This is a genomic window from Sphingopyxis sp. H050, assembly GCF_001468265.1.
GTDB lineage: Bacteria > Pseudomonadota > Alphaproteobacteria > Sphingomonadales > Sphingomonadaceae > Sphingopyxis.
Genome location: NZ_LNRZ01000001.1, coordinates 558,504 through 585,102 on the forward strand (window position 1 = coordinate 558,504; position 26,599 = coordinate 585,102).

General features: G+C 64.6%; 21 protein-coding genes. 14 read left to right on the forward strand and 7 right to left on the reverse strand.

Translation table 11 applies throughout. The annotated features are described in order from the left end of the window. The first annotated feature begins 55 nt into the window (after positions 1-55). Positions 56-1,294 (forward strand): serine hydrolase domain-containing protein, encoded by a 1,239-nt coding sequence (locus ATE67_RS02470; RefSeq protein WP_231728016.1) that lies wholly within the window; start codon positions 56-58, stop codon positions 1,292-1,294. Between the two features lie 87 nt (positions 1,295-1,381). Next, complete coding sequence (locus ATE67_RS02475) at positions 1,382-2,728, forward strand: DUF1254 domain-containing protein (RefSeq protein ID WP_082660153.1); 1,347 nt, start codon at positions 1,382-1,384, stop codon at positions 2,726-2,728. 117 nt (positions 2,729-2,845) lie between these two features. Here the strand turns inward: ATE67_RS02475 and ATE67_RS02480 are convergent, their stop codons facing one another. From ATE67_RS02480 to ATE67_RS02490, 3 genes are all read right to left on the reverse strand, one after another. After that, on the reverse strand, positions 2,846-3,658 hold the full coding sequence (locus ATE67_RS02480) for a hypothetical protein (protein ID WP_058815080.1): 813 nt from the start codon (positions 3,656-3,658) through the stop codon (positions 2,846-2,848). Continuing rightward, complete coding sequence (locus tag ATE67_RS02485) at positions 3,658-6,264, reverse strand: TonB-dependent receptor (protein ID WP_058815081.1); 2,607 nt, start codon at positions 6,262-6,264, stop codon at positions 3,658-3,660. The genes ATE67_RS02480 and ATE67_RS02485 overlap by 1 nt, the downstream gene beginning before the upstream one ends. 424 nt (positions 6,265-6,688) lie before the next feature. Then, complete coding sequence (locus ATE67_RS02490) at positions 6,689-8,317, reverse strand: long-chain fatty acid--CoA ligase (protein ID WP_197411866.1); 1,629 nt, start codon at positions 8,315-8,317, stop codon at positions 6,689-6,691. A 531-nt stretch (positions 8,318-8,848) separates the two neighbouring features. On the opposite strand from ATE67_RS02490, the gene ATE67_RS02495 reads away from it, so the two are divergent. From ATE67_RS02495 to ATE67_RS02510, 4 genes are all read left to right on the forward strand, one after another. Continuing rightward, positions 8,849-9,772, forward strand: coding sequence for an extracellular catalytic domain type 1 short-chain-length polyhydroxyalkanoate depolymerase (locus tag ATE67_RS02495; protein WP_058815083.1), 924 nt, complete (start codon positions 8,849-8,851; stop codon positions 9,770-9,772). Positions 9,773-9,944: 172 nt separating this feature from the next. Further along, positions 9,945-10,364, forward strand: a complete 420-nt coding sequence (locus ATE67_RS02500) for a PaaI family thioesterase (RefSeq protein WP_058815084.1) — start codon at positions 9,945-9,947, stop codon at positions 10,362-10,364. A 65-nt stretch (positions 10,365-10,429) separates the two neighbouring features. Then, positions 10,430-10,762, forward strand: a complete 333-nt coding sequence (locus tag ATE67_RS22085; RefSeq protein ID WP_058807261.1) for a PaaI family thioesterase — start codon at positions 10,430-10,432, stop codon at positions 10,760-10,762. A gap of 39 nt (positions 10,763-10,801) precedes the next feature. After that, the gene (locus ATE67_RS02510) at positions 10,802-11,923 is read left to right on the forward strand and encodes a serine hydrolase domain-containing protein (protein WP_082660155.1); all 1,122 of its coding nucleotides are present in this window, start codon (positions 10,802-10,804) and stop codon (positions 11,921-11,923) included. An 86-nt stretch (positions 11,924-12,009) separates the two neighbouring features. Here ATE67_RS02510 and ATE67_RS02515 read toward each other — a convergent pair whose 3' ends face one another. From ATE67_RS02515 to ATE67_RS02530, 4 genes are all read right to left on the reverse strand, one after another. Continuing rightward, positions 12,010-12,879: a TauD/TfdA dioxygenase family protein gene (locus tag ATE67_RS02515; RefSeq protein ID WP_058815086.1), complete on the reverse strand. Its 870-nt coding sequence runs from the start codon at positions 12,877-12,879 to the stop codon at positions 12,010-12,012. 135 nt (positions 12,880-13,014) lie between these two features. Beyond that, positions 13,015-13,794 carry a sterol desaturase family protein gene (locus ATE67_RS02520; protein WP_231728018.1) on the reverse strand — a complete coding sequence of 260 codons (780 nt, stop codon included), beginning with the start codon at positions 13,792-13,794 and terminating at the stop codon, positions 13,015-13,017. A 32-nt stretch (positions 13,795-13,826) separates the two neighbouring features. Continuing rightward, positions 13,827-14,294 carry an EF-hand domain-containing protein gene (locus ATE67_RS02525; RefSeq protein WP_058815088.1) on the reverse strand — a complete coding sequence of 156 codons (468 nt, stop codon included), beginning with the start codon at positions 14,292-14,294 and terminating at the stop codon, positions 13,827-13,829. 103 nt (positions 14,295-14,397) lie between these two features. Further along, positions 14,398-14,907 (reverse strand): hypothetical protein, encoded by a 510-nt coding sequence (locus tag ATE67_RS02530; RefSeq protein WP_058815089.1) that lies wholly within the window; start codon positions 14,905-14,907, stop codon positions 14,398-14,400. A gap of 176 nt (positions 14,908-15,083) precedes the next feature. Here ATE67_RS02530 and ATE67_RS02535 point away from each other — a divergent pair, with 176 nt between their 5' ends. From ATE67_RS02535 to ATE67_RS02570, 8 genes are all read left to right on the forward strand, one after another. Beyond that, complete coding sequence (locus ATE67_RS02535; RefSeq protein WP_058815090.1) at positions 15,084-15,794, forward strand: response regulator; 711 nt, start codon at positions 15,084-15,086, stop codon at positions 15,792-15,794. After that, positions 15,787-17,091 carry an ATP-binding protein gene (locus ATE67_RS02540; protein ID WP_058815091.1) on the forward strand — a complete coding sequence of 435 codons (1,305 nt, stop codon included), beginning with the start codon at positions 15,787-15,789 and terminating at the stop codon, positions 17,089-17,091. The genes ATE67_RS02535 and ATE67_RS02540 overlap by 8 nt, the downstream gene beginning before the upstream one ends. Positions 17,092-17,549: 458 nt before the next feature. Then, a complete protein-coding gene (locus ATE67_RS02545) occupies positions 17,550-19,685 on the forward strand; it encodes a ParB/RepB/Spo0J family partition protein (RefSeq protein WP_058815092.1) in 2,136 nt (711 codons plus the stop codon). Positions 19,686-19,831: 146 nt separating this feature from the next. Continuing rightward, positions 19,832-20,326 (forward strand): hypothetical protein, encoded by a 495-nt coding sequence (locus ATE67_RS02550; protein ID WP_058815240.1) that lies wholly within the window; start codon positions 19,832-19,834, stop codon positions 20,324-20,326. Then, entirely contained in the window at positions 20,319-20,822 is a 504-nt protein-coding gene (locus ATE67_RS02555) for a hypothetical protein (RefSeq protein WP_058815093.1), read from the forward strand. The genes ATE67_RS02550 and ATE67_RS02555 overlap by 8 nt, the downstream gene beginning before the upstream one ends. 72 nt (positions 20,823-20,894) lie before the next feature. After that, a complete protein-coding gene (locus ATE67_RS02560; RefSeq protein ID WP_058815241.1) occupies positions 20,895-21,371 on the forward strand; it encodes a hypothetical protein in 477 nt (158 codons plus the stop codon). After that, positions 21,368-22,168, forward strand: a complete 801-nt coding sequence (locus ATE67_RS02565) for a DUF7007 domain-containing protein (protein ID WP_058815094.1) — start codon at positions 21,368-21,370, stop codon at positions 22,166-22,168. Before ATE67_RS02560 ends, ATE67_RS02565 begins: the two co-directional genes overlap by 4 nt. 95 nt (positions 22,169-22,263) lie before the next feature. Next, the gene (locus ATE67_RS02570) at positions 22,264-26,598 is read left to right on the forward strand and encodes a strawberry notch-like NTP hydrolase domain-containing protein (RefSeq protein WP_058815095.1); all 4,335 of its coding nucleotides are present in this window, start codon (positions 22,264-22,266) and stop codon (positions 26,596-26,598) included. Position 26,599: the final 1 nt, after the last annotated feature.

Genomic DNA, 26,599 nt, shown 5'->3' on the forward strand with positions numbered 1-26,599 from the left:
CCACGGGTCCGCGGGCTCCGTTTCGACGACGTGCAACGAAGCTGGGAGAGAGAATATGGTGCAGAGGAGAATATTGGTCTGGGGCGCCGCCGGTGCCGCCTTGATCGGCGCGGGCGCGATTGCCGCGCAATCCGTCCTTGGTGAGAGGGAGGAGGACGGCGCGCGCCCGATGGTGCAGCTGCCTCCCCAGGCCCCCATGGCCCGGGCATCCGGAAGCGCGACCGCCGCTGCACCCGCTGCGAGCGCCAGCCTGTCGACCACGGTCGGAGGCTATACCTATGACTGGACGGCGCTGGAAGCCGCGATCGAAGCCGACACGGAGGTCGCGAACGGCTTTTTTATCGTCGGCAACGCCAACGATCCGGAATATCTGTTCACCCATGAGAAGGGGAGCTTCGGGATCGATCGCGTAACCCCGCTCGCCTCGGCTTCGAAATGGATGGCCGGAGCGCTCGCCATGCGAATGGTCCAGTCGGGTATCGTCACGCTCGAGGATCCCATGGCCCCGGCGCTTGCCTTCTGGACGACGAGCGGCACCAAGAAGGACGTCAAGCTGAAGCACACATTGTCCATGACCTCGGGCTTCAATGCGAGCCCGCTGGTCGGCGGATGCCAGCTGCTTCCGACCTGGACGCTCTACAATTGCGCGAAAAGCATCCATGACCTGCGCTATGACAGCCTGAGGCCAGGCAATGCGCCTGGCGCCCAGTACAGCTACGGGCCGCACGGTATCCAGATCGCGGCCGCCTATCTCGAGGCGAAGGACACCAGTATCCAGCCCGGGACGAGCCCCGCGCGTCAGCGCAATTTCCACGAGCTGTTCAGCCAGCACGTGACAACGCCGCTCGGCATGACCTCCACGGTCTGGTACGATCCAGGCGGAAGTGCCCCGACCAATCCGTGGATCGCCGGCGGCGCCTACTCGACGCCGCGCGATTATGCGAAGCTCCTGCGCGCCCTTCTGAGCGGCACATTCGTGACCGACATGACTGCCTTCACGCAGCAGCGAACGGCTGGCCTGCCGCGGCTGTTCGTTCCGTCCGGCGCGACCAACTGGGAATATGCGCTCGGCTCCTTCGTCGAATGCGATACCCCAGCGGCCTGCGCGACCTCGAAGATCAATTCCTCGCCAGGGGCCTATGGATGGACCGGATGGATCGATCGCCAGACCGGCTATTATGGCCTGATCGCCACGGAAATCTCGACCGGCGGCGACCGCAAGGGCGTCGAGCTCGAGCAGGTCATGCAGGATTTGATCGAAGTTGCGATCGCGAACCGTACTCCGGCTCCCTGACCTCACCTCCGAGGGAGCAATACCTCGGCGCGGCGGCAGCAGCCGCCGCGTCGTCCTTTTGCATCTAGCGTGGGCCAGGCGCGCACCATGACAGTAAGCAGGCGCGACATGATCCGCTTTGCCGCCGCCGCTGCGGTCATTCCCGGTGGTGAGGCGGTCGCTGCGGTGACCGCGGCCGAGGATCGCTTCGCAGCCTTCTGCGCCGGCTTTCCGCTTTTCGAGTTCGCCCGCACCGCCTATGTTTCGGCTAGGCCGCGGACTGCGGGAGGGGCCTGGATTCTCAACAGGCCGATGAGTCGGCGCACCCTGTCTGATCCCGCCATGCGGCAAATAACCGCCGTCAACAATGATTGCCTCGTCACAAATGCCCGAATTGATCTCACGGGCGGCCCGGTCGTTGTCGAGATACCGGACATTCCGGACCGCTATTTCAGCGCGGCGTTCATGGATGCCTTCACCGATAACTTCTTCTTTGCAGGTACACGGGCATCGGGAGGCAGGGGCGGACGGTTTGCCATTATACCGCCCGGCTGGCCGAAAGGCGCGGTTCCCGAGGGCGCCTATCCTGTTCGTGCCGCGACTTCGGACGTCTGGATGTTGATCCGCATTCTGATCGACGGACCCGAAGATGTCGCTGCGGTCAATGCGCTTCAGGACGCCATCCGGATCGAGGATGCGGCAACCCGCAAGGACGGACCGATCCTGCCGGTCGAGCCGGGTGACATAGCCGATGCCGGAAATTTCCTCGCGGTGGTGAAGGCGATGCTCGATCGATGCGACCCCGGAGACCCGCGTGCACTAAGAGCAAGGCGGTTTCCCGAGTTCTCGGGCGCCATGCCGCCTGCACAAGATTGGTCCGCGCCCCTGCTTCGGTCGTGGCGCACCGCGATTGCCGACGGGCTGACCCGGCTAGCCGCCGCGTCGTCCAATGAGCGGAGAATTGATGGCTGGAGCTACTCCGCCGACGCGACGGGCGACTTTGGGGAAAACGACGAGGAGCGAGCGCGTGTCGCACTCGTGGGCCTCGCCGCCTTGCCGCCGGAGGAGGCGCTTTACGCTCACGGGCTCGCTGACGATCATGGCGAAGCACTGCGAGGCGACCGGAACTACCGTCTCCGCCTGCCACCCGGGGGCGTTCCGGTGAAGGCCTTCTGGTCGCTCACCATGTACAGTGAAGAGGCTGACGGTCGGCTGTATCTCGTTCCCAATCCCATTTCCCGCTATTCGATAGGTGACCGAACCCGGTCGATCCGTCCCAATCGCGATGGCTCGATCGACATATTGTTTCAGCGCGAAGCGCCTGAGGCGGCCATGGCCGGTAACTGGCTGCCAACACCCGCCGGTGCCTTCCGGCCGCTTTTTCGGGGCTATCTCGCGCTGCCCGCTCTTCGTTCGCTCGCATGGCGGCTCCCGGCGATCGAGCGCGTTGCCTGACCAATTCATCTAGGGGTCGCGACGTTGGCCGTTGGGTTGCGCCCCGAAACGCCCCTGAACCGTGAGCCACCGGTGCGCGGACGTCCCGCCACCCCGGGCTGGTGGCAGCAGGTCGCCTCAGCGGCCGCGGCTGTCGACCGCCGCCACGCGCATTGCGATCAACGCCCGGCTCTTGCGTGAAATCCCCCACAGCACGCCCGGCTGGCTTTCGTCCCAGTCGATCGCCTGTCCCTCGGCCTCCATCGGCACGGTCGCAATATGGTCGAGCGTTGCGCCCCCTTTGGGCAGCCGCGTGACATAGAGTTCGGGCAAATCGTGTCCCGACAGCCACAAATTTCCATCGGGCCCGAAGCCGCCACCCGAAATACTCATCGGCGCGATCCGTTCGAGGATCGTCGCGGGCAGCGCCCAGCTTTCTGTGCGGCGCCACTCGGGATCGTATTTGACCAGCGTGGTATAACGGTGGTCGCGCGGCGGCTCGCCGCCCTTGGCGTCATAATTGGCGAACATGCCCCACCAGTGGCCGTCGTGCCAGTCGACCCAGGTCAGCGAGCCCGTGCCCTGTCCCAGCGATACCGTGCGTTTGTGCGCGAGCGTGAAGGGATCGAAGATTTCGACCGAGCTGGCCTGCGGCACCGCGGGGAAGTTCGACGCCGCGCACACCAACTCGCCCTTGAGCAGCGCGCAGCTATTGATGTGCGGATAGCGGGCGGGATCGCCCTCCCACATGGTCACGCGTTCGCCGGTCTTGCGGTCGTAACGCGCGATCGTCCAGTTCGCGACGGCGTAGATGCCGGCGGGACCGGCGGCTACACCTTGCCGCGCCTCTGCTGCAGGGATGCGGCGAATGGTTTCGGCCGCTTCCCCCTGCGGAACGACGGCGGCAGGCGTTGCTGCGGTCGATGCGAGGAGCAGAAGCGCGCCGAGCATCAGAAGTTCGCTGCTACGCCGAACCAGAAGGTGCGGCCATATTCGGCAGATTCCTGGAGATAGGCCTGTCCCGGCCCGACGAGCTCGCGGCGGCCCTTGTTCGTGAGATTCTGACCCTCGGCGTAGAGCGTGACATTCGGCGTCAGGCGGAAGTTGAGGTTCGCGTCGAGCGTGCCGCGGCTCTTCCAATATTGATCGGCGTTGGGGATCGTGTCGTTGATCGTTTCGAGGAAGCCGCCGATATAGTTATACGACAGGCGCGCCTCGAACTTGTCCTTCTGATAGTATACCGACGCGTTCCAAACCGTGTCGGGCTGCAGGAACAGCCCGGTCACGCGCGGCCCGACACTGGTCAGGAAGGTGAACTTCGTATCGAGGAAGGTCGCGTTCGCGCTGACGCCGAACCCGTCGAACGGATCGGGCAGGAAGGTCAGCGCCTGCTGGAGATTGAGCTCCAGTCCCTTTATCGTCGCGCTTTCGGCATTGCGCGGTTCGGAGACCTGCACATCCTCGACCCCGCGGCCCACGTCGATCCGTTCGACGTTGGACAGGGTGAAGATCTCGTTCTTGATCTTCTTGTGGAACAGCGCGGCCGAGATCACACCATCCTTGGGATAGAATTCGAACGACAGGTCGAAGCCGCGGCTTTCGCGGGGCTTCAGCCCAGGGTTGCCACGCGACAGCGTCGGCTGGCTGCCATCGAAGCTGAGTGTTTCGGTCGCGGCGATCGAGCCGTAATCGGGACGGCCGATCGTGTTGGTATAGGCACCGCGCACGACGAAACGATCCGCGACGTCCCAGCGGATATGGAAGCTCGGCAACCAATTGTCATAGCTGCCGTCGGTCGTGATCTCGGTCAGCGTCGAGCCGACTGCGCGGAAGGCGTTCGACGAAACATCGGTGCGTTCATAGCGCAGCCCCCCAAGCAAGGTGACGTTGCCGATACGGGTGCTGCCCTGAAGATAGGCGGCATAGACATCCTCGCTGACGTCGTAATTGCCCGCGGCCGATGCGACCGTCGTCGTGAAGCTGGCCTTGTTCGCTTCGTAGAAGGCGGGGAAGGCACCGGCATCGATGCGGATCGGGATATAGAATTGATCGCGGATCGCTTTGGTCGGACCGTCGGCGACGACCTTGTCGAGCGTGTAGGTAAAGCCGGTCGCAGCACGATAATCGGTGCGCGGGTTGCTGTTCTCACGGTCGGTCAGGCGAACGACGCCGCCCGTCTTAATCTTGAACCCGCCGTCATAGCTGTCGTCGCCATAGGTCAGGTTGAGACGGAACTGGCCGCTCTTCTCCAGCGATTTCTGAAGGTCGCTGCGCTGTTGCTGTAGATAGAAGTTGGTCGGGTCGACCGCCGCGGCCGCGTTCGTCGGGGTGAACACCGGATAAAAGTCCGACGTGTCAAAGTGAAAGGCATAGCGCGTGCCATCGGCGTCGCGGGTACGGAATTCGATGCTTTCATTGGGAACGCGCAGGCGGCCGAGCGAGAAGACGGCGTCGCCGTCGACCTTCAGCTTCTCACCGGCATCCCAGTCGAAGGCGGTGCGGCCGAGCGCGACGAGGCGCTTCGTGATCGGCTGGTTGAGCTGAATGATGATGCGGCCGCGCGCGAAATCGCCGCTGGTCGGCGTCTGGTTCGCGACATTGCCGATCGGTTCGATACGATATTCGATGCGCTCTTCGTCGTCCTCGGTGCGCGCGATGACACCCGACAATTCCCAGCGAAAGCGATCCGACGGGCGCCATTCGATCTTCACATTGCCGCCGGTGCGCTGTTTGGTGTTGTTATACCAAAAGAGTCGGTGCTGGGTCGGCACCTGAATGCCGTTGCCGTTCGCCGCACCCGAGTTCACTGGCGCGCCGGCCGCCGTATATTCGCGGACCGACGGGCTCGCGACCTCGATCTGCGGAATGTCGTAATCGAGCTGTTCCTGGCTCGCGCCGATCACCACGCCCCATTCGTCGTTCGCGCCAAAGGTCGTGCCCGCCGCAAAGGCGACGCGATAGGACGGCTTGCTGTTACGGACGTCGCCATTTTGTTCGTAGACGCCATAGGAAGCGACGCCGTTGAAGAAGGCACGGTTTGCATCGAAGGCGCTGCGCGTCGCGATGTTGATGATGCCGCCGATGGCGTTGGCGTCATTCTCCGGCGTCACCGTCTTGATGACCTCGATCCGCGCCGCCATCACCGAGGGGATGATGTCGAGCGGCACGGTGCGGCCCGACGAATCGACGCCCGACACCAGCGCCCCGTCGACGGTCGTGCGGTTATAGGTCGACTGAAGCCCGCGCAGCACGGGGAAGCGCGGTTCGCCCTGATCCTCCTGCACCGACAGACCCGGAATGCGGCGCAGCGCGGCGGCGGTATTATGGTCGGGCAGCTTGCCGATATCGTCCGACGAAATCGCGTCCATCACGATGAAGGCGTCGCGCTTTTCGGCGGTCGCCTCATATTGCGCGCGGCGCTGGCCGGTCACAACGATGGAATCGCCATCTGGGTCGGCCGCCCCGTCGATGGGTTCGGTCTGGGCGAGAAGCGGTAGAGGAATCAGGGCCGCGGTGAAAAGGAGTGCGGCCCGCAGTTTCGGGAGAGAATGGTTCATGGTCGTGGTCCCCGCCAGCAGTGTCGCCACGGCCAGTAGGGTCTGGTTGCGACACGTCGGAGAAGGAGCCGCGTCAGTAACGAGAAGGAAATATAACAGCGGTTGTCATCAACCTCCGATTGCAGCGTCCAACGCCAGTGCAGCGGTCTCAAGGCGCCGACCGGGACGGGGCGACGGATGCTGGGCCGTAGCACGGCAGCTACAAATTTTGTGCGGCGGTGCTGGAGGGCGAACGCTGCGATACGGGCAGCGTCGCTCGATACCGGCTCCAGCCCTTGCCGGTGCAGCCGAAGCTCGACCGGCCGTTCAGCCGCCCAGCGGTCTACACCTTCTGCCAGGTCTCCCTGCGGGCGTGGCAGCGGGAACAAGGGTGCCCGGCCCGCGAGGGTCGGGTCCTCTCAGAGGCCTCCCGTCCTGCCTTGGGTCACTCGGCCTGGAAAATATCGCCGTAGCGATCGCGCAGGCACTTCTTGTCGATCTTTCCCGTTGCGGTCAGCGGAACCGTGTCGAACAAGATGCGGTCAGGCAGTTGCCATTTTGCAAACTCCAGCGACAGGGCCTTGAGAATTTCACCCTCGTCGGGAATTGTGCCCTGATGCGGTTCGACGACAAGCAGCGGGCGCTCTTCCCACTTGGGATGCGGGATGCCGACGACCGCGGCAACCTTGACCCCGCTGCAGCCCGCCACGCAATTTTCGAGATCGATCGAACTGATCCATTCGCCTCCCGACTTGATCACATCCTTGGTGCGGTCCGTGATGCGCATGAAGCCGAACGGGTCGATCGTCGCGACGTCCCCTGTGTCAAACCAGTCCCCGTCGCCGGTACAGCTTGCCGGTTGACGATAATAGCGTTCGACCACCCACGGTCCCCGGACCTGCAGGGCGCCCGCTGATTGTCCATCATGGTCGCAGCACTGCCCATCCTCTCCGACGAGGCGAACCTCGACGCCGAACTGAAGTCGGCCCTGGCGAGTCCAGAGAATATCCTGCATCTCGTCTGGCCCGAGCGCCGCGATCGCCGGGGTCGGGGTCGCTATGACCCCAAGCGGACAGGTCTCGGTCATTCCCCATAGTTGAAGCACATCTACGCCATGCTTAGACTTGAAGTTCTCGGCCATGGCGCGAGGCACGGCCGAACCCCCGATCATGATGCGCTTCAGCGAGCCCACCCCTTCGCCCGCTGCATCGAGATGCGCGAGATACATCGTCCATATCGTCGGCACGCCTCCGGTAAAGGTCACACCCTCGTCCCGGATCAGCGCCTGAAGACTTGGCCCATCCATGCGATCCCCCGGCAGCACTAGCTTCGATCCGCAGAGCGGCGCGACGAAGGGCAAGCCCCAGGCCGTAGCATGATAGAGCGAAGAGCAAGGCATTACGCTGTCGAAGGCTGTCAGGCCGAATGCGCTTGCGAGGCCGGCGCCCATGGCGTGCAGCACGACTGACCTGTGACTATAGAGTACACCTTTAGGTTCGCCGGTCGTCCCCGAGGTATAGCAGAGAAAAGCTCCGGCATTTTCGTCGATCGCCGGAGCGCTAAAACCGGTCGGCGCCGCGGCAATCAGCGCTTCATAGGCTTTGGCCTCGCGGCCGCCGCCGAGATCGGCGGATCCGTCAGAAAGCTGAATAAAATGTTCAATATGCTCGAGATTGTCGGCGATTCGTTCGACCAGCGGCGCGAGATTGGCATCGAATGCGAGGATACGGCTTTCGGCGTGGTTTAGAGTATATGTAAGTTGCTCGTCCGACAGGCGTGGATTTGCTGTGTGCAGGACCGCGCCCAATGCGGGTACGCCGAAGAAGAGTTCGAGGTGGCGGTGCGAGTTCCAGGCAAGGCTCGACACACGCTCGCCGCTCTGGACGCCAAGCACATCGAGCATGTTGACCAGTTTCGCCACACGGCTAGCGAGTCCGGAATAGGTGTAACGCCAGATTCTGTCGCTGCCGATTTCCCGGGAAACGATCGTCTGGGTTCCGTGCGCGCTCGCCGCATAGTCCAGAATCGATCCGACCAGGAGCTGGGTCGGCTGCATTTGCCCCGCGATAGTCATTCCGCCTCCCTTTTCGCTGCCAAGCGGTCGATGCTTTAAAGCGCCTTTCAATTGCTCGATATCGGGTGATCGAGCTAGAATCGAGTACCTCGTCTGCAGGGATCATCGACCTGCGCCTGCTCTGACCTCTTCGTCCAGGTACAAATATATCGGCCCTCGGCATCGACACGGCCGGTTGCCATGATGATCTCAGCTTCCGAGCGGCTGCAATCCAGGAGCGACTGTTCCACCTGCCTCGCTCAACGTTTCGTCAAAATGCTGGCAGCACGATTGCCGTTATCTAACGCTCCCCGTGCCAACGGCGCTTGATCCGGCCTTCCTCCTGTCTCTCATCTTTTGTGACGGCAAGCTAGGTCGATTATTGACAAGTGTCAAACGAGCCTGTCTGCTCGTGACGGCGATGGAAAATGGTCCGGCGAGCCAGCTTGCCCGGGACGACAGCCCGGCCCGCTCAGAAGTCGAACTGGGCAGCGAGCGGGGGAATTCCGTTGGCGGACCGAAGGGGGAGTTTGAGCAATGCGGAGATACTTCATGGTCGCGGCCGCCCTGATGGCCCTGCCGGTGTCGGGCAGCGGCGTTTCGCACGCTTCCGCCGTCGAAGCCGACACAGCAGTCACGATAGATCATGGCGGACTGAAACGCAGCTACCTGATGCATGTCCCGGCCAAGGCTCCGCCCGAAGGCGGCTATCCGGTGGTGGTCATTCTTCATGGGGGCGGGGGACAGGCCGATAGCATGGTCAAGCTCGCACGGCTTGATCCGCTGGCGGATGCACGGGGCTTTATATCGGTCTATCCGAACGGCATCGGCAAACATTGGAACGACGGCCGCGCAACGGTCAAAAGCAAGGTCGACGACGTCGGCTTTATCGGGGCGGTCCTCGATGATGTGGGGCGCCGCCACCCTGTTGACCGCGGCCGCATTTTCGTGACGGGTATGTCGAACGGAGCCATGATGGCGCACAGGCTGGGCTGCGACATGTCCGACAGGATTGCGGCTGTCGCTGCTGTCGCCGGGATGCTCGCCGCCAACTATGCGGCGGTGTGCAACCCCCGGCGCGCCGTGGCCTTGCTGCAGATCAGCGGCGACGCCGATCCGATCGTGCCCTATGGCGGCGGGAAGGTTGAAGACTTCGGCGGGAGGGGGCAGGGCGGTATCGTCCTGTCCGCTAACGACAGCGCGAAATTCTGGGCGGAGAAAAATCGATGTGGCACGATGACGGTGCGAAACAATGCTGCGGCCACGAGGCGCGCCGAATCCGCGTCGACCGTCGCAACGGACTATCGTGCCTGTCCGCTCAGCGCCCCCGTAAGGCTGGTATCGGTCGTGGGCGGGGGCCACAGCTGGCCCGGGGGGCCGCAATATGCCCCGGTCTTCCTCATCGGCAAAACGAACCGGGACATGGACGCAAGCCGTGCGATAGTGGAGTTTTTCCTGGCGCTCCCGAGGAGATGAACGATCCGCAGTTCGTCCCGGACTTCGGGCACGTACCGCTGCTTTCTCCGGGCGAGCTGCGGTCTGACACCTCGGGATTCTGCGGTATGCAATCGGTTCACCGGATCGTCAGCACGAGCGTGCATCGCCCCGTGGCTACCGGGCCTGGGGAATATCCGCAGAAGGGTGACGCATGACGTCGCGGCCCGAGATGCTCAACCGGGTTACACCATGGAGCGGCGCCCTCGCCCTCGAATTTCTGACGATATCCTCCGATTGCGCGGTAATGAGACTGCCCTGGCGCGACGACCTCGCTGCTTTTGAGGACGCCATGCTGCTTGCCAGCGGCGCGATCGCGACACTGATCGACCAGGCATGCGGGATGGCCGTGATGGCTCGCTTCGATCGACAGGTCGTAATCTCGACGCTCAACCTCAAAATCGACCATGTACGGCCAGCCGCTACGGCATCGTCCGTGACGGTCGAGGCGCGCTGCTACCACATGACCCGCAACATCGCCTTCGTGCGTGCAGACGTGTGGGATACGGACCCCGGCGCGCTCGTCGCCGCCGCTCAGGGAAGTTTCGCATTCAGGAGGCACCCCTCGCCGTGAACAAGCCGTTCCCATCAGGTGACATCCTCGCCCATTCTCCGTTCGCGGCTTTCCTCGGGGTCGAGATGGACGAAAGCGATGGCGCGCATCTTTATAGGCTTGTCGAACGCGAGAGGCTGGTGGGCAACGTGCAGCTCCCGGCGCTGCATGGCGGGGCGATAGCGGCCTTTCTCGAACTCTGCTGCGCCGCTGAACTGGCGCGGGTTGCGGGGCTTCACACACCGCCGCGCCCGATCAGCATCAACCTGCAATATATCGCCAGCGCTGGCCCGGTCCCGACCTTCTCGAAGCCACAGGTGAGGCGCATTGGCCGCCGTGTTGCCGTCGTTCACGGCGAGGCGTGGCAGCTCGGGCCGGACAAGCCGATTTGCGCTGCGCAGTGCGAGTTCAGAATCTGAGGGCAGGCATGTCTCGCGACATCGGTGCCATGTCTCCGAATGCCGATCCCGGCCGGTTCTTTGCCAATTATTGACAATGGCCGCGGTCTTTCTCACAAACGGCAGGCGCGGCCAGAATGTAGGCAAAGCCGAGCAGGTGGGAGCAGGTTCATGGCAAGATACAGGATTATACTCGCGGCATTGGCGTTGGCAGCCCCCGGCCACGCGATCGCCGCGACCGGGGCCGGCTGCGCGGCGGCGACCGCCTATTCGGACAGCCGCCGGGGCCTGTCCGTCCTGGTCCTGCAGAATGGAGCAATCGTCTGTGACACCCATAAGGGCGCCGCGGAGGAAGCCTATGAACTCTGGTCCGGGACGAAGAGCTTTGTCGGGATAATCGCCGCAGCGGCGGTGCAGGACGGTCTTCTGACCCTCGACGAGCCGGTCGCCGCAACGATCAGGGAATGGTCCGGGACCCCCTTGAAGAAGGACGTCACCTTGAGGCATCTCCTTTCGATGACGGGTGGACAGGTCAGCGCGATCGGCAAGCCGCCAACATATGCGGAAGCAGCCGCGCAGGATCTGGTCGCCGCGCCCGGAACCGAATTTCATTATGGGCCGGCCCCGATGCAGTTGTTCGGAGAGGTCCTCCGGCGCAAGCTTGTCGCCGCCGGCCGGCCGGGCGACATCGAAACCTATCTAGGTGACCGGATATTGAAGCCATTGGGAATCACGGTGGCGCAGTGGCGACGAGGTGCCGACGGGAATCCGCTGCTGCCGCAAGGGATGGTCCTGACGGCGCGCGAGTGGGCAAAATTTGGTGAGTTCATCCGCGCCGGCGGCACGAAGGACGGGAAATCGCTCGTCGATCCCGGGGCATTCGCGGAGCTGTTCAAAGGCAGCAAGGCCAATCCCGGTTATGGCCTCACCTGGTGGCTCCCCCATATTGCGCCAGGTGCCGATCCCGTCACGGCGTCGACCGACATCGGCCGCCGCGCCGCCGAACTGCCTCGCGACCTGGTGCTCGCGGCGGGGGCCGGAGACCAACGGCTATACGTCATCCCTTCGCGCGGACTTGTCATCGTGCGCCAGGCGCGGCTCGACCTCGCCGCGCTCGGCCCCGGCGCGGACCCCGCGACCAAATGGTCCGATGCCGACTTCCTCAGGCTCTTGCTGGACTGAAGCGTCGGTTCCGGGCCAGGCCGGCGGGGCAGCAAGGCGTCGAATCGCTGCTACGACAGATGGCCGGGCGGCCGCGCATAATCGCCTCAGAAAGGGGCGTCGCCCTTGATCGTCGCGCGATTTCCATAACGCCTTTCAGGCCAATAGTCCCAAATCGCCTGGTGCTGGGCACAGCGATTGTCCCAAAAGGCGAGAGTGCCGGGCGTCCAGCGGAACCGGCACTGGAATAGCGGATGGGCTAGGTGACCGAAGAGATATCGCAGCAGCGCGTCGCTCTCGTCCGGAGACAGGCCGACGATGGCGGTCGTAAACCCCGAATTGACGAAGAGCGCTTTGCGCCGCGTCACCGGATGGGTGCGGACAACCGGATGGACCGATCGCGGATAGACCGGCCGATCGGTGACACCCAAGTTCGCGTAGAGGCCGCGATAGACATGCTCCCCGTCGTGAACGGCCTGCAGGCCTTCGAGGCGGCGCTTCATGCCTTCCGACAGCAAATCGTACGCCGCATACATGTTCGCGAACAGCGTGTCGCCTCCGACTTCGGGACAGGTGCGGATGTATAACATCGATCCGAGCGGAGGCTCCGCATCGCACGACACATCCGAGTGCCAGCCTTCACCATTTGCGCGGGGGCTATTCTCGTCGGTCGCGATCACCATCAACTCGGGATGTCCGGCTTCACTGGGCGCGGCAGGGTGGACGTGGAGCTCCCCGAATTTGCGGCCGAACGCGAGATGAGCCTCGGGCGTCAGCGTCTGGTCGCGAAAGAAGATCACGAGATTCTCCGCGAAAGCGCGTTCGATCTCGGCGAAGACGGCGTCCGGTATCGGCGCAGCGAGGTCGACTCCGCCAATCTCCGCACCAATGGCCGGCGTCAGTCTCTTGACCGCGATCTCGCGATAGGGATCGCTGGCAGGGGTGAAGGTCCGTAGATGGGCGCGGCTGGCGGGCATAGCGTCGGCTCCGAGACATTACTCCGCTCTTTCGGCACCGCCTCGGACCGGATCGATCCGCGCGCAATATCAGCTATGTCGATTATTGACAATATAGCCTCGTTGGCGCGACCCGCGACGTCCCACGCTTCGGCGTCAGGGCCGCCCGATTGCGATCCGCAGCCTGGCGGCGAAGCCCCGGGCGGCCACCATGTCGGAGAACATGCGACCCCATTCATGAAGCGCGATCAGCAGGGGGTTGTTCGAGTTCACCGGCTTGACGAGACCGTAGGTGAGCCCTCCGCCGACGGGTTCCGCGCGAAACGTGCCGAACAGGCGATCGAAGATGATCGTAACGCCGCCGAAATTGCAGTCGAGATAGGCGGCGTCGCTGCTGTGATGGGCTCGATGGTGCGAGGGCGTGTTCAACACCCATTCGAGCGGTCCAAGCCTGGCTATCGCCTCGGTATGGAGCGGGAACTGATAGATCAGGTTCAACCCCAGGAGCACACCGATCACGACAGGTGGGAAACCGGCAAGCGCGAGCGCCGCGAAGAACAGCCAGCCGAGCGAAAAAAACTCTGTCCAGCCGAGGCGGATCGCCGAAGGCAGGATCAGTTCGCGCGTGCTGTGGTGCACGGCATGGGTCGCCCACATCCAGCGTATCTGGTGGCTCGCGCGGTGAAACCAGTAGTAGGTGAACTCGACTGCAAAAAATCCTGCCGCCCATGTCCGCCAGTCATCGACGGGGAGGCGGAACGGGGCCCAGCCGTGCGCGGCCTGCAGGATTGCAAGAGTCGCAATACCGGTAACCGGGCGGATGGCTGCCTGCCCGATCGCTACGCCGAAGCTCGCGAGCGCCGCGCGCAAATCATAACCCCTGCCCGCGCGCCGCCAGGCAAATTCGGCGACGATAAGAAGCAGCATGGCGACCATCACGACCGGATATTGCATCGCAAGCCGCATCGCTATTTCGCCTTGAATTTCTGGGCGGCGACCTTCATCTCGGCTTCTGTGACCAGCTGGTCGCGGTTGGCGTCGGCGAGATCGAATCCCGGCATCGGTCCGTCCACGAACTCGGTCCGGGAAATGCGGCCGTCGCCGTTTCGATCGAACTGCCGTCGCAAATCGGCGATCCGCTCGCCATCCCAGCGCGACTGGAGGAATGACGGCAAATCGTCCTTGCTGAAGACGCCGTCGCCGTCACGGTCGAGGTTGGACCATTGCGCCGCTCGCTGTTGCCTATATTCGCTTCGGCTGACCGAGCCGTCGCCATTCTTGTCGGCGGCGCGCAGTTGCTCTTCGACGCGATCGAAATTCCCCGGGGCGCCGGGGAAAGACTGCGCACTCCCGGCGCTCGCGACGAGCGAGAGCGTAAGTGCAAGGCCGAGCGAGGCGCTGCGCAGGGCGTGGATGGACTTGGCATTCATCTTCATGACCGAATCTCCTGCAAGGGAGGAACAGGCGGCCGGAAAAGCGAGGGGCGGCTCGCGGTGGCCGCCCCTCGCATACCGGGGGGAGGGGGTAAGGCGGCCCCGGTTAGCGGCAGGGTATGACGGTGCCGGCTGCATCGGTGCAGCTTGCGCTGTGCACCGGCTTGCCTGTTGCAGGATCGATCGCCGTCGATCCGGAATAGCTGTTACCCGTGTTCGCGTTGGTGGCCGACGTCGTACGCCCGCCAGACCAGTTTCCGTTCGCGTCTCGCTGGAAGCCGCCGGCGCTGCTTGCGCTGCCGTTCGGACCGCTGGCATAGGCCTCGCCGCTCCGGCTGGCCGATCCGTCGGGCGAGACCGTCGTGGTCGAAGCGCGCTTGGCCTGGCTTCCGTTCGCCCCCTGGTAGGCGCCGCCGGAGCGGGTCGTCACCGAGCCGTCATCATTCTGGACCGTTCCGCGACCGCGGACCATCGTGCCATTGGGACCGCTCTTGGCAGAAACCGAGCCGTTTGCGCCCCGCGCCTTGATCGAGCCCTGGCGGGCGTCGGCGGTGCCCGCCGCGGCGAGGGCCAGTGTCGCTGCGAGGGCAGCGAACATTTTCGGGGTGTTGGTCATGCCGATACTCCTGTCTGTTGTATCAATGGGAACGCCCCCTCATCGCGCAAAACTATATCATGATGATGTCGCCGATGAGCCAAGTTGCGACAGGGTGCGACGGGTGCGCGCGCCTGTCATGACTTGTCACATCTTCTGCACTGGCCCGGGCGCGGGCTTGCTGGCACTGTGCGCGGATGGACGGCAAGGCGCCCCGCATTTTGGTGGTCGACGATGACCCGGAACTGAGAGCCCTGCTGCAGCGCTTTCTCCGCGAACATGGCTTCGAGGTTCGCGTGGCGGATAGCGGGCGCGCCATGGAGGCGGGGTTGCAGCGTGAGCCCGCGGACCTCCTCGTCCTCGACCTGATGATGCCGGGAGAGGATGGCCTCGCAATATTGCGCCGTCTTCGTGAAGGCGGCGACGGCATTCCGGTCATCATGCTGACCGCGCGGGGCGATCCCGTCGATCGGGTCATCGGCCTCGAGATGGGGGCGGACGATTATCTCGGTAAGCCCTTCCTGCCACGTGAGCTGGTCGCCCGCATCAACGCCCTGCTTCGCCGACTGTCCCCAGCGCGCACCCAGTCGCGCGACGAGACGGTGATCGTCGGCCCCTTCACGATAAACTACTCGGCGATGACGGTGCTGCGCGACGGTAACCCCGTCGCGCTCTCATCGCGGGAATTCGCTCTGATGGGGGCTCTCGCGCGAAGCGCCGGGCGTCCGCTCACCCGTGCCCAGCTCATCGATCGCGCGCTTGGTCGCGATGCAGAAATCAGCGACCGCGCGATCGATGTCCAGGTCGGCCGTCTGCGCAAGGCCATCGGCGATGACGCAGATGCGCCACGCTTCGTGCGCACCATATGGGGAGTAGGATATATGCTGACCTGCAGCCCGGATGGTTGAGCGCTTCGCGAAGCGAAAGGTCGCGATGCTGGTCGGCATCGTGCTGGCGGGACAGCTGCTTGCCGGGCTGCTTGTGCAATTGCTTGTCATCGGACCGCAGACTGCCCGTGTCGCGGACGTGACGGCCGACATGATCGAAGCGCTGTCTAACGCCATGGCCGACATGCCGCGGTCGCGCCGCGCCGCAGTGCTCGCCGACCTGAATCGCGGCGACAATCTGCTCGTTCGGCCACTCGCGAATCCGCCTGCGGACGGGCGACGCTTCCCGTCGATCATTGAAGTCCATTTCATGCGTGCCCTCGCGGGACGCCTGGACAGACAGGAGAGTCTCGACTGGATCACCGATCCCGGCGACCGATTATGGGTGCGCCTGACGCTGGGGCGCGAGGAATATTGGGTCAGTATGACGCCGCCGCGCAAGCGGAGCGCCATGTTCAGCCTCCTGACCGCGCTCGGTGTCGCCTTCGTCGTCGCTTCGCTCGCGGGACTGTTGATCCAGCGCCGTCTCGACCGACCATTGCGGCGCCTGACTGCAGCTGTCGACGCCTATAGCCCCGATCATCCGCCCGAGCCGATAGATGCCGGAGGCCCGCCTGAAATTTCCACCGTTGCTGCTGCCTTCAACCGACTGACACAGCGACTTGCCGATCACGAGGCCGATCGCGCGCTCATGCTCGGCGGTGTCAGTCACGATTTGCGAACGCCGCTCACACGATTGCGCCTCTCGCTCGAAATGATGCGAGGCGACCCCGAATTGCAGCTGAGCGCGGTTCGGCAGGTCGACAGGATCGAGGCCATGCTTGGCCAATTTCTCGACTTTGCGGGCAGCTTCGACACAGAGGAGATCCAGATAGTCGAGATCTCTCCGCTCCTGACGCAAGTCGTTGCCGACAGCGGTTCGGCTGGTGCTATCGACCTCGAGGTGGAGGCAGGCCTCGAAGTTCGAACCAGGCCGCACGCCCTCTCGCGTGCAGTCGCCAATCTTGTTGCAAATGCCGTCCGCCACGGTGCGGCGCCGGTTCGTGTCGAGGCCCGGCGAAATGAGAATGGCGTCGCGATAGCGGTCACCGACCGGGGCAGCGGGATGTCTCCCGGCCAATGCGACGCGATGGTTCGGCCCTTTGCACGAGGCGACGTGGCGCGCGGCGGCGAAGGCACCGGATTGGGCCTGGCCATTACAAAACGCGCGGTCGCAGCGCTCGCAGGGCAGCTCAGCTTCCGCTTTGTGCCGGGCGGGTTTCAGGCCAGCGTCCTGCTGACCGATTCAAAGGTGCCAGCCTGCCCGAACTTGGGGTGAGCGCCTGGCAACGCGCTGCCCTTGTCGTTGCCCGCGAACGCGCGCTCGGCGCACATGCGCTCCCGGCAGCCCTGGCCCTGGTCATGGAGAGGGCGACGGCCACCATGACCGGATAGTGATGACGCCGTCCGCGCCGGGATTGGCATGATGGCCGCGGCAGGGGCGCGGTGCGTTTTCGGCGAACCGTCAGCGATTCCGACGCCCGGATCCTGGGGCCGAGTTCGGTTTCCTAGCTGGAGGTGAAATTTTTCGGCAGCGCGAGCTTGGACGCTGTTCACCGCGCTACCGCGCGGTGCTTCCGGGAATCGGTCGAAAGCCATCCTGCCGGTGTCTTGCCTGATCCGGCCCGAACGCCGGACCTGCCGGTGTCTCTTCGAGAGCCAGAGGAAATTCCGGTTCTTGCGGCGGAATCGAGAGTCGGGAGAGTGGCTTCCGGCGTCCCGCCCCGGAGATGGCTCATGGCCAAGACGCAACCGAAAATCACCCTCAACCAGTCTCGCGACATTCCCTTCGACAGGTTGCTCCTGTCCCAATCCAACGTGCGGAAAATCCTCGCCGGGGAAACTATTGCTGAACTCGCAGCCGATATCGAGAGGCGAGGCCTGCTGACCAGCCTCAATGTCCGGCCGGTCTTGAATGACGACGGCCAGGAAACCGGGGATTATGAGGTTCCGGCCGGAGGCCGGCGATATCGCGCTCTTGAGCTGCTGGTGAAGCAGAAGCGGCTCGCCAGGGATGCTCCCGTTCCGTGCATCGTCAAGCCGGCCGATTGCGGCATCCTTGCCGAAGACGACAGCCTCGCCGAAAATGCCCGGCGCGAATCCCTTCATCCGCTCGACCAGTTCCGCGCCATGCAGGCGATGGCCGAGAAGGGCGACGATGTCGAAAAAATCGCCGCGCATCACTTCGTTACGCCGGCGGTCGTCCGCCAACGCCTGAAGCTCGCGGGCGTGTCGCCTGCGCTGCTCAAGGTCTATGCCGAGGACGGCCTCTCGCTCGAACAGATCATGGCCTTCACGATCTCGGACGATTTCGAGCGCCAGGAAGCCGTGTTCGAGCTGCTGAAGACCAGCTTCAGTTCGGCGCCTGCCTTCATTCGCCAGAAGCTGACCGAAAATAGCGTGCGTGTCGTCGACAAACGCGTCCGCTTCGTCGGGCTCGAGGCCTATGTCGATGCGGGCGGCAGCGTCGTGCGCGACCTCTTCGAGGCCGACGCCGGCGGCTGGCTGACCGATCCCCCGCTGCTCGACAAGCTTGTCGGCGCGAAACTCGAATCCGAAGCCGAACGCATTGGCGGCGAGGGCTGGAAATGGGTCGATGCCGGCCTTGATGCGCCATGGAACGCGAGCCGCGGAATGCGCGCGATCTACGGCGAAGAAGTGCCGATGACCGACGAGGAGCAGAAGACGCTCGCCGATCTCGAGACCGAAGGCGAGGCGCTCAGCAACGAATGGTGCGACGCCGATGAAGTCCCCGAAGAGGTCCATGCGCGCCTCGAGGAGATCGACGCTACGATCAGCGCGATCACCGAGCGGCCGCAGATCTTCGATCCCGCCGAGATCGCGATTGCCGGCGCATTCCTGTCGATCGAGGCCAATGGATCGCTCCGGATCGAGCGTGGCTTCGTGAAAGCAGAGGACGAACCAGTCGATCCCGAAGTCGAAGGCGGTGAGGGCGAAGCGGGCGCCAGTGCCGGCGGCCAGCATGGCGGCTCGGCTTCCACCGATGCCGCGGCGCCCGCAGTGACCGGCGAGGCGGCCGGCGAGGAGGAGATCGAGACGCTCAAGCCTCTGTCCGAGCGGCTCGTCTCCGACCTGACGGCGTGGCGAACGCTCGCGCTGCAGGATGCTTTCGCCAAGGATCCGGCGACGGCCTTCGTCTCGGTGCTCCACGCCTTCGTCCTGTCCTGCTTCTTCGGGTACAGCAGCGAGGGCTGCGTGCAGGTCCGCGTGAACCCGGTCAGCTTCTCGAACGAGCCTCCGGGCCTTCGCGACAGCGCGCCCGGGCAGGCGATCGCCGAGCGGCGGGAGGAATGGCGCACCCGGATGCCGAAGAGCGACAAGGACATCTGGGACTGGGTGCTCGCGCTCGGCAGCGATGACCAATGGGCCTTGTTCGCGCATTGCGTGTCGGTCGGCGTCAATGCCCAGCGCGAGGCGGTCAAATATGACAACGGCCGCATCTCTCCCCACGGCGTCGAGCGGCGTGTCGCGCACAGCCATGTCATCGCGCGCGCGGTCGGCCTCGATGTCGTTGCCGCCGGCTGGAAGGCGAAAGCGGACGCCTATCTCGCGGCCGTGCCCAAGTCGCGCATCCTCGCCGACGTCACCGAGGCGCGGGGCGAGAATTTCGCGCAGATGATCGACCATCTGAAGAAGGCCGACATGGCCCGCGAGGCCGAACGACTGCTCGAGGATACCGACTGGCTCCCCGAACCGCTGCGCACGCCCGAGCTCGAACCGGTGGCGCCGCCCGCAGCCGCGAACGACGATGGTGCCGGCGAACTGCCGCCCGGCCTCGCCGAAAGCTTTGACGAGAACATCGAGGGCGATGCCACGGACGACGACGATGCGGAAGCGGTCGCGGCCGAATGATCCGGCTGCGGCGCTGAGCCGCAATCCATCCTGACTACGAAAGCCCGGATATCGCGCCGGGCTTTCGCCTTTTCGGAGAAATGAAATGGCCAATTCAATCCATGCCGCCGAGGCCGGTGGCGCTACCGCTATCGCAGGAGGTCATCATGGCTGACTGCGTCTCCATCTCGATCACGATCGGCGGGCGCGTTGGCGCCGAGGCTTTTGGCGCGCTCGTCGAGATCATCAACAGCGAACGCCTCTCGATCGAATGGGAAGGTCCCACCTTCCACGCCGGTCATCGTATCGTCGGCGAATCGCTGTCGCTCTACGCCCACAATGTGCCGTGGGGCAGGGCGGAGTCGCTTGAAGCCTTCTGTGTCGAGCAAGGCCTGCCGTTCGTTCGCTGGTCGGGCGGCTATCCCGGCGAGTGGAGCGCGGAACGCGTCATCTTCCGCGGCTCGGGGGAAGCCGACTCCTACATGTGCGACGAGAATGATCGCATCATGATCGACCAGCATGTCGTGAAGGAACGCGGTTCGATCGAGGCGATCCTTACCTACTTCGAGGAAGCGGACTTCGAAATCCCGCCGCTGGTCGTCGACGGTGACCCGGAGCCGGCGCTCCCGCACAAAGGTGGGGAGGACGCTGATCGTGGCTGACTATTATTCCCAGATGGTCGTGCGCCCCGACATTCCGAAGACGGCGATGAGCGAGCTGGAATTCAGGGTGCTGTCGTCGGTGTTTCGACATGAGGTCATCGGCGAGGATGTCTATTTCTATGCGCCGTTCGGACCGAACGACAGCGTCGCGATGGATGTCCCCGAGGTGATCACGATGCTCGCCGCCGACGATGGCGTAGCAAGCTCGCTCGCGGAGTGTCTCCGCGACGAGCTTGCAGGGCTTGATCCCGACACGAACGAGCTCGACTTCGACCTGTCGGTCATCGGTTTCGAAGGCATCTTCCAGGACGTCGTGAAACGTTCGGCTCTCGATTACATCGAGGTGGAATCTGCCTGGTCCTGTTCGAAGATGCTGTCCGATGGCTTCGGCGGCTCGGCGACCCTGATCACGGCTGGCGACATCGAACATGTGTCGACATCCGATTTCCTCGAACAGGCGATCGCCAAGCTGCCGATTGGAGCACCGCCCGGCTGAAACCGCGAACCGAATTTCCTTCTTCGAAGCCCGGCCATCGCGCCGGGCTTCTTCATTTTCAGGAGACTTATGATGACACCGCTTGAACTTTATCTGTCCGCGCCGCTCGGCAGCAAGATCCGCTTCTCGAACGGCCAGCCGCGCCCGCCCGAACGATTCACGCGCAAGGTGAAGACGTGGGAGAATGACAATGGCACCGGGACGCTGATCGGATGCCAGCCCGGCTGCGATCGGCCCGGCTTTTCGTCGCCGGCGACCTTTGGCCTCCACCTCGCGACCTATTCGAACGGCGGGGTCCCGATCCTCGTCGTGCGCCGCATCTATTCGGTGGTCGGTAACCTCGACTTCGAGATTCTCGACCGGCCTGTCGCCGGTTCTGCACGCGTGCTCACCGGACGGGCGGACAATTGCGAACTGCGTCATCTCGCGGCCAATGACGAAGCGGCGCGGGCCTGGCTGGCCGAGCATCATTATCACGACGCGCGGATCGAGCTGGTGAGCGATCCCGACCCGGTCGACCGCCCACTCATCCGGGAGGAAGCGGCATGACGGAGATACAGGCCGAATATGGCACCACGTCCGACGGGCACATGGCGGCGCGCATCGATTATCTCGGGTTGATCGCGCTCCCGGAGGGCGACGGATATCGCGTCTCGACCGCTGGCTCCTCTTCGCGCCCGATCGCGTCATGGTCCGCGAAGGATGCCTTCGGGCGCGATGGCATCGTCCCGGACGAAGCGGGCTTCCGATCGCATGTCGAGGCGTGGCTGCTCCACTTCCGGCAACGCGCCGCTTTCGGCCGCGAGCGGATTTCCGGGAGCGTGCATACGCCCTGGGGGCCATCGCAGGTAGCCACACGCTACGCCGAGGGGATCATTTGCTACGACACGGCGAGCCACGGCGGCTTCCACCTCGATGAGATCCGCAACGCGCTGCTGCACCCGGCGCTGCGGTGGGACGACGGCTGGTATGAGGAGGATTGCGACTGGGCGCGCGTCGCCGCGGGCTATCCCGATCTCTTCACCGATCGGGAGCGCGAGGCGGCCGAGCGAACGCTTCGCGACTATGAACCGGATATCTGGGAGGCGCTCTACGGCCGCAGGCTCGAGCGCTCGGAGTCCCGGACGCGCGATCGCGAGGCCTTCCAGCGCGATCACGCAGGCGACTGGGTCGTGATCGCTGCGAGCCAGGCCGAAGCGCACCCCGGCAAGATAATCGCGACCGCCTCGATTGGCGGCTTGCGCGGCGCGGTGGCGACCCGCGATTTCGTCGTGCCGGACGGGGAATATGTCGTCGGCCGGCATGGCTTCGTGATCGATCCGGAGCGCCATCGCTCCATGGGATGAGAGGAAGTGTCCCGGGGCCGGAAAGGGAGCCGCCGGGTCCGAGAGAGAGCGTCCGGCGGACTATCATCCGTCCCGCTCTCCCGAGGAATACGCTCATGCCAAAATCTTCTGCCTGCGCGACGCTCGGCGCCGCGCCTTTCTCCGTCCCGTCCGACGCCTCCCGCCTCTTGGCGGCCGCCGAGGCTATTTTCCCGCTCCTCGAAGCGGGCACCCCGTTTGACACCGGACAGGTGCGTGCGGCGATGACCGCAGCCTTCGGTGCGAGCGATGCCGAAGGCGGCTGGGACTGGAAGACCGCCTATGATGCCTGCGAGGCGGCGCAGGTTCTGCTGCTTCGCTCTTATGGTCGCGCCCTGATGACGCGGGCGGGTTCGGCGGCGAGGCGCCTGATGCTGTGGGAGCAGATCGCGCGCCGCATTCCGACGCAGACGCGGCGCTCGGAAGCCGGGCAGGCCTATCAGCAGTTCTCGACGCCGTTGCCGCTCGCCTATGTCGCCGCTGTGGCGGCTTCGATCGGTCCAGCCGACCTCGTGCTCGAGCCGTCCGCCGGCACCGGCATGCTCGCGATCCATGCCGAACTCGCCGGCGCGCGCCTGGCCCTCAACGAGCTTGAGCCCGCGCGCGCGGACATCCTCGGACATCTCTTCCCCTCGTCGCATGTTTCGCGCCACGACGCGGCATCGATCGACGATCGCCTCGACGGCGCCGTCGTTCCCGATGTCGTCCTGATGAACCCGCCATTTTCTGCGGTCGCGAATGTCGATCGCGCGATGAAGGATGCCGCCATCCGTCACATCCGCTCGGCGCTCGCGCGGCTGCGGCCGGGCGGGCGGCTCGTGGCCATCGTCGGCGCCAATTGTTCGCCCGAGGCACCGGCGTGGCGGGAGGCCTTCACCGGCCTGCAGCGGGAGGCGCGCCTCATCTTTTCCGCTGCCATCGCCGGCAAACTCTATGCGAAGCATGGCACGACCACGCCGACGCGTCTGCTCGTGTTCGACAAAATCGCAGCCATCAACCCTTCGGTCCTGCCGGCAAGCCGCGGCGAGGCTGCCGATCTTGAAACCTTGCTCGGCTGGGTCATCGCCGATGTCCCGCCGCGATCCACGCCGCCGACCCCGCCGGGCGCGATCGCAGCGCTTCCGCTCGCCGCGCCGGCACGGACGCGGGTCGTCGCCAACGAGCGACACGTCCGTGTTGGCGTGGCCGAAGATGCTCCCGAACTCGACTATCATTGCCGCGACTGGTCGGCGGCTGACGGCGCGCTCGGCGACGGCATCTACGAGCCCTATGTCCTGCAATCGGTGGGTATCCCGCATGCTAAGCCGCATCCGACCGCACTCGTGCAATCGGCGGCGATGGCCTCGGTCGCGCCGCCCAAGCCCGGCTATCGTCCGCATCTGCCGACAAGCCTCATTGCCGACGCCATCCTCTCGGACGCGCAGATCGAGTCGATCATCTATGCCGGCGAAGCGCACAGCGGCCACATCACCGGAAGTTGGGCTGTCGACGAGACCTGGGACGTCGTCACCGCGGCGAGCGACGACAATGAGGAAGCCGTTCAGTTCCGGCGTGGCTGGTTTCTTGGCGACGGAACCGGGGCCGGCAAGGGGCGCCAGGTCGCCGGGATCATTCTCGACAATTGGCTGAAGGGCCGGCGTCGCGCCGTGTGGCTGTCGGTGTCGGATCGGCTGCTCGAGGATGCGCAGCGCGACTGGACCGCCCTCGGCCGCGAGCGTCTGCTCGTCACGCCGCTCTCGCGCTACCGGCAGGGCACGCCGATCAAACTCGCGGAGGGCATAATCTTCACAACCTATGCGACGCTTCGCAGCCAGGCGCGCGACACCAAGGCGAGCCGGGTCGAACAGATCGTCGAATGGCTCGGGCGCGATTTCGACGGTGTGATCATCTTCGACGAGGCGCATGCGATGGCGAACGCCGCCGGCGGCAAGGGGACGCGTGGTGAGGCCAAACCGTCGCAGCAGGGGCGGGCCGGGCTTCGCCTGCAGCATGCACTGCCCGATGCCCGGATCGTCTATGTCTCGGCCACGGGCGCGACGACGGTCCAGAACCTCGCCTATGCGCAGCGCCTTGGTCTTTGGGGCGGCGGGGATTTCCCTTTCGCGACGCGCGGCGAGTTCGTCGCGGCGATCGAAGAGGGCGGGGTCGCAGCGATGGAGGTGCTCGCGCGCGACCTCAAGGCGCTCGGCCTTTACGCAGCTCGCTCGCTGTCGTTCGACGGGGTCGAGTATGAGCTGCTCGAACATGCACTGACCGACGAGCAACGCCGCATTTACGATAGCTATGCCGGCGCCTTTCAGGTCATCCACAACAATTTGGGCGCCGCGATGGAAGCGGCCGGGGTCACCAGTTCGCTCCATGGCACGCTCAATCCGCAGGCCAAGTCAGCGGCCCGCTCGGCCTTCGAGAGCACGAAGCAGCGCTTCTTCAATCACCTCATCACCGCGATGCAGACGCCGAGCACGATCGCAAGCATTGCGCGCGATCTTGAGGACGGGCATGCGGCTGTTGTGCAGATCGTCTCGACCGGCGAGGCGCTTCAGGATCGGCGGCTCGCCGAGATCCCGACCGAGGAATGGGACGATGTGTCGGTCGACATCACGCCGCGCGAATATGTGCTCGACTATCTGCAGCACAGCTTCCCGGTCCAGCTCTACGAGCCGTGCGAAGACAGCGAGGGCAATCTATCGTCGCGACCCGTGTTCGACGGCAATGGCAATCCGGTCCAGAACCGCGAAGCGGCCCGCTATCGCGATGCCATGATCGAGAAGCTCGCAGCGTTGCCGCCGGTGCCGGGGGCGCTCGACCAGATCGTCCAGCATTTCGGAACCGACGCGGTTGCCGAGGTCACGGGCCGGTCGCGGCGGATCGTCCCGAGGACGGGCAGCGACGGCATCGTGCGTTTCGCGGTCCAGAATCGTTCCGGGAGTGCCAATCTCGGCGAGACCCATGCTTTCATGGACGATGCCAAGCGCATCCTCGTCTTTTCCGAAGCGGGCGGCACGGGGCGTTCCTATCATGCCGATCTCGGCGTGAAGAATCAGCGCCGGCGGATCCACTATCTGCTCGAAGCGGGCTGGAAGGCGGACACCGCGATCCAGGGCTTCGGCCGAACCAACCGCACCAACCAGAAGCAGCAGCCGCTGTTCCGACCCGTATCCACCGACGTGAAGGCGCAGAAGCGTTTCATCTCGACGATCGCGCGGCGTCTCGACACCCTCGGCGCGATCACCCGCGGTCAGCGGCAGACGGGCGGGCAGAATATGTTCCGGCCCGAGGACAATCTCGAAAGCGCCTATGCACGCGATGCGCTTCGCCGCCTCTACCAGCTGCTCGTCGACGGCAAGGTCGAGGGGTGCTCGCTGCTGACTTTCGAGGCGGCGACGGGCCTGTCGCTTCTCGACGAGGGCGGCGGGCTCAAGGAAGAGCTGCCGCAGATCACCACCTTCCTCAATCGCATGCTCGCGCTCACCATCGATCTCCAGAACATATTGTTCGAGGCTTTTGAGGGTCTGCTCGTTGCGCGTATCGAGGGGGCGATGGCCTCGGGCACTTACGAGGTCGGGCTCGAGACACTGCGCGCGATGAGCTTCATCGTCTCGTCGCGCCAGACGATCTATACGCACCCGGGGACGGGCGCGGCGACCGAGCTTTTGACCGTCGAGAGCAAGGACCGGATCATTCCTTATGATCTCGACGAGGCGGTCGACCTGGCGGCAAGTGGCTTCGGCGAACTTGTCGTGAATGCCCGGTCGGGACGGGCGGCGCTGCGCCAGCGTGCCCGCAGCGTCATCGACGACGACGGCAATGTGCATCGCCGGGTCGGGCTGCAGCGACCGGTCGAGCGCACGCTCATGCATCTCGAGGACTATGAGGCGAGCCATTGGAAACCGGCTTCGGCTGTTGAATTCCGGTCGGTGTGGTCTGCGGAACTCGACGGGATCCCCGAGTATGAGACTTCGACGCTCTACATGGTGTCGGGTCTGCTGCTGCCGATCTGGAAGCGGCTCCCGAAGGAATCATCGCGCGTTTACCGGCTCCAGACCGACGACGGCGAGCGGCTTATCGGGCGCAAGGTATCGTCCGGCTGGGTGGCGTCGGTGGTGCGCGACGGGCCGTGCGATCTGCCGAAGGCCGAGGCATGGCGGTTGCTCGGCGCGGGCGAGGTGGCTTTCCAGCTTACCGAAGGCCAGACGCTGCGGCGCGTCCGATCGATGAACGACTGGCGCATCGAGCTCGGCGGGTTCAACGACCTCGGCGTCGAGCGGCTCAAAGCCATGGGCTTGATCTCCGAGATCGTTTCGTGGAAGCTCAAGCTCTACGTGCCGGCAGGGGCTGCTGGCGCCGACGTGTTCGACGCGCTCGTCGATCGGTTTCCGATCCAGCGGGTCATCGATCGCAAGGCCGCCTGAA

Excerpts from the sequence above, each read along its gene's own strand:
- ATE67_RS02470 (WP_231728016.1), top strand. The coding sequence starts at position 56 with ATGGTGCAGAGGAGAATATTGGTCTGGGGCGCCGCCGGTGCCGCCTTG.
- ATE67_RS02530 (WP_058815089.1), bottom strand. The coding sequence starts at position 14,907 with ATGACCAACACCCCGAAAATGTTCGCTGCCCTCGCAGCGACACTGGCC.
- ATE67_RS02565 (WP_058815094.1), top strand. The coding sequence starts at position 21,368 with ATGACGGAGATACAGGCCGAATATGGCACCACGTCCGACGGGCACATG.
- ATE67_RS02520 (WP_231728018.1), bottom strand. The coding sequence starts at position 13,794 with ATGGTCGCCATGCTGCTTCTTATCGTCGCCGAATTTGCCTGGCGGCGC.
- ATE67_RS02560 (WP_058815241.1), top strand. The coding sequence starts at position 20,895 with ATGACACCGCTTGAACTTTATCTGTCCGCGCCGCTCGGCAGCAAGATC.
- ATE67_RS02480 (WP_058815080.1), bottom strand. The coding sequence starts at position 3,658 with ATGCTCGGCGCGCTTCTGCTCCTCGCATCGACCGCAGCAACGCCTGCC.
- ATE67_RS02515 (WP_058815086.1), bottom strand. The coding sequence starts at position 12,879 with ATGCCCGCCAGCCGCGCCCATCTACGGACCTTCACCCCTGCCAGCGAT.
- ATE67_RS22085 (WP_058807261.1), top strand. The coding sequence starts at position 10,430 with ATGGACGAAAGCGATGGCGCGCATCTTTATAGGCTTGTCGAACGCGAG.
- ATE67_RS02535 (WP_058815090.1), top strand. The coding sequence starts at position 15,084 with ATGGACGGCAAGGCGCCCCGCATTTTGGTGGTCGACGATGACCCGGAA.
- ATE67_RS02500 (WP_058815084.1), top strand. The coding sequence starts at position 9,945 with ATGACGTCGCGGCCCGAGATGCTCAACCGGGTTACACCATGGAGCGGC.
- ATE67_RS02570 (WP_058815095.1), top strand. The coding sequence starts at position 22,264 with ATGCCAAAATCTTCTGCCTGCGCGACGCTCGGCGCCGCGCCTTTCTCC.
- ATE67_RS02485 (WP_058815081.1), bottom strand. The coding sequence starts at position 6,264 with ATGAACCATTCTCTCCCGAAACTGCGGGCCGCACTCCTTTTCACCGCG.
- ATE67_RS02540 (WP_058815091.1), top strand. The coding sequence starts at position 15,787 with ATGGTTGAGCGCTTCGCGAAGCGAAAGGTCGCGATGCTGGTCGGCATC.
- ATE67_RS02495 (WP_058815083.1), top strand. The coding sequence starts at position 8,849 with ATGGTCGCGGCCGCCCTGATGGCCCTGCCGGTGTCGGGCAGCGGCGTT.
- ATE67_RS02525 (WP_058815088.1), bottom strand. The coding sequence starts at position 14,294 with ATGAAGATGAATGCCAAGTCCATCCACGCCCTGCGCAGCGCCTCGCTC.
- ATE67_RS02510 (WP_082660155.1), top strand. The coding sequence starts at position 10,802 with ATGCCGATCCCGGCCGGTTCTTTGCCAATTATTGACAATGGCCGCGGT.
- ATE67_RS02475 (WP_082660153.1), top strand. The coding sequence starts at position 1,382 with ATGACAGTAAGCAGGCGCGACATGATCCGCTTTGCCGCCGCCGCTGCG.
- ATE67_RS02545 (WP_058815092.1), top strand. The coding sequence starts at position 17,550 with ATGGCCAAGACGCAACCGAAAATCACCCTCAACCAGTCTCGCGACATT.
- ATE67_RS02550 (WP_058815240.1), top strand. The coding sequence starts at position 19,832 with ATGGCTGACTGCGTCTCCATCTCGATCACGATCGGCGGGCGCGTTGGC.
- ATE67_RS02490 (WP_197411866.1), bottom strand. The coding sequence starts at position 8,317 with ATGACTATCGCGGGGCAAATGCAGCCGACCCAGCTCCTGGTCGGATCG.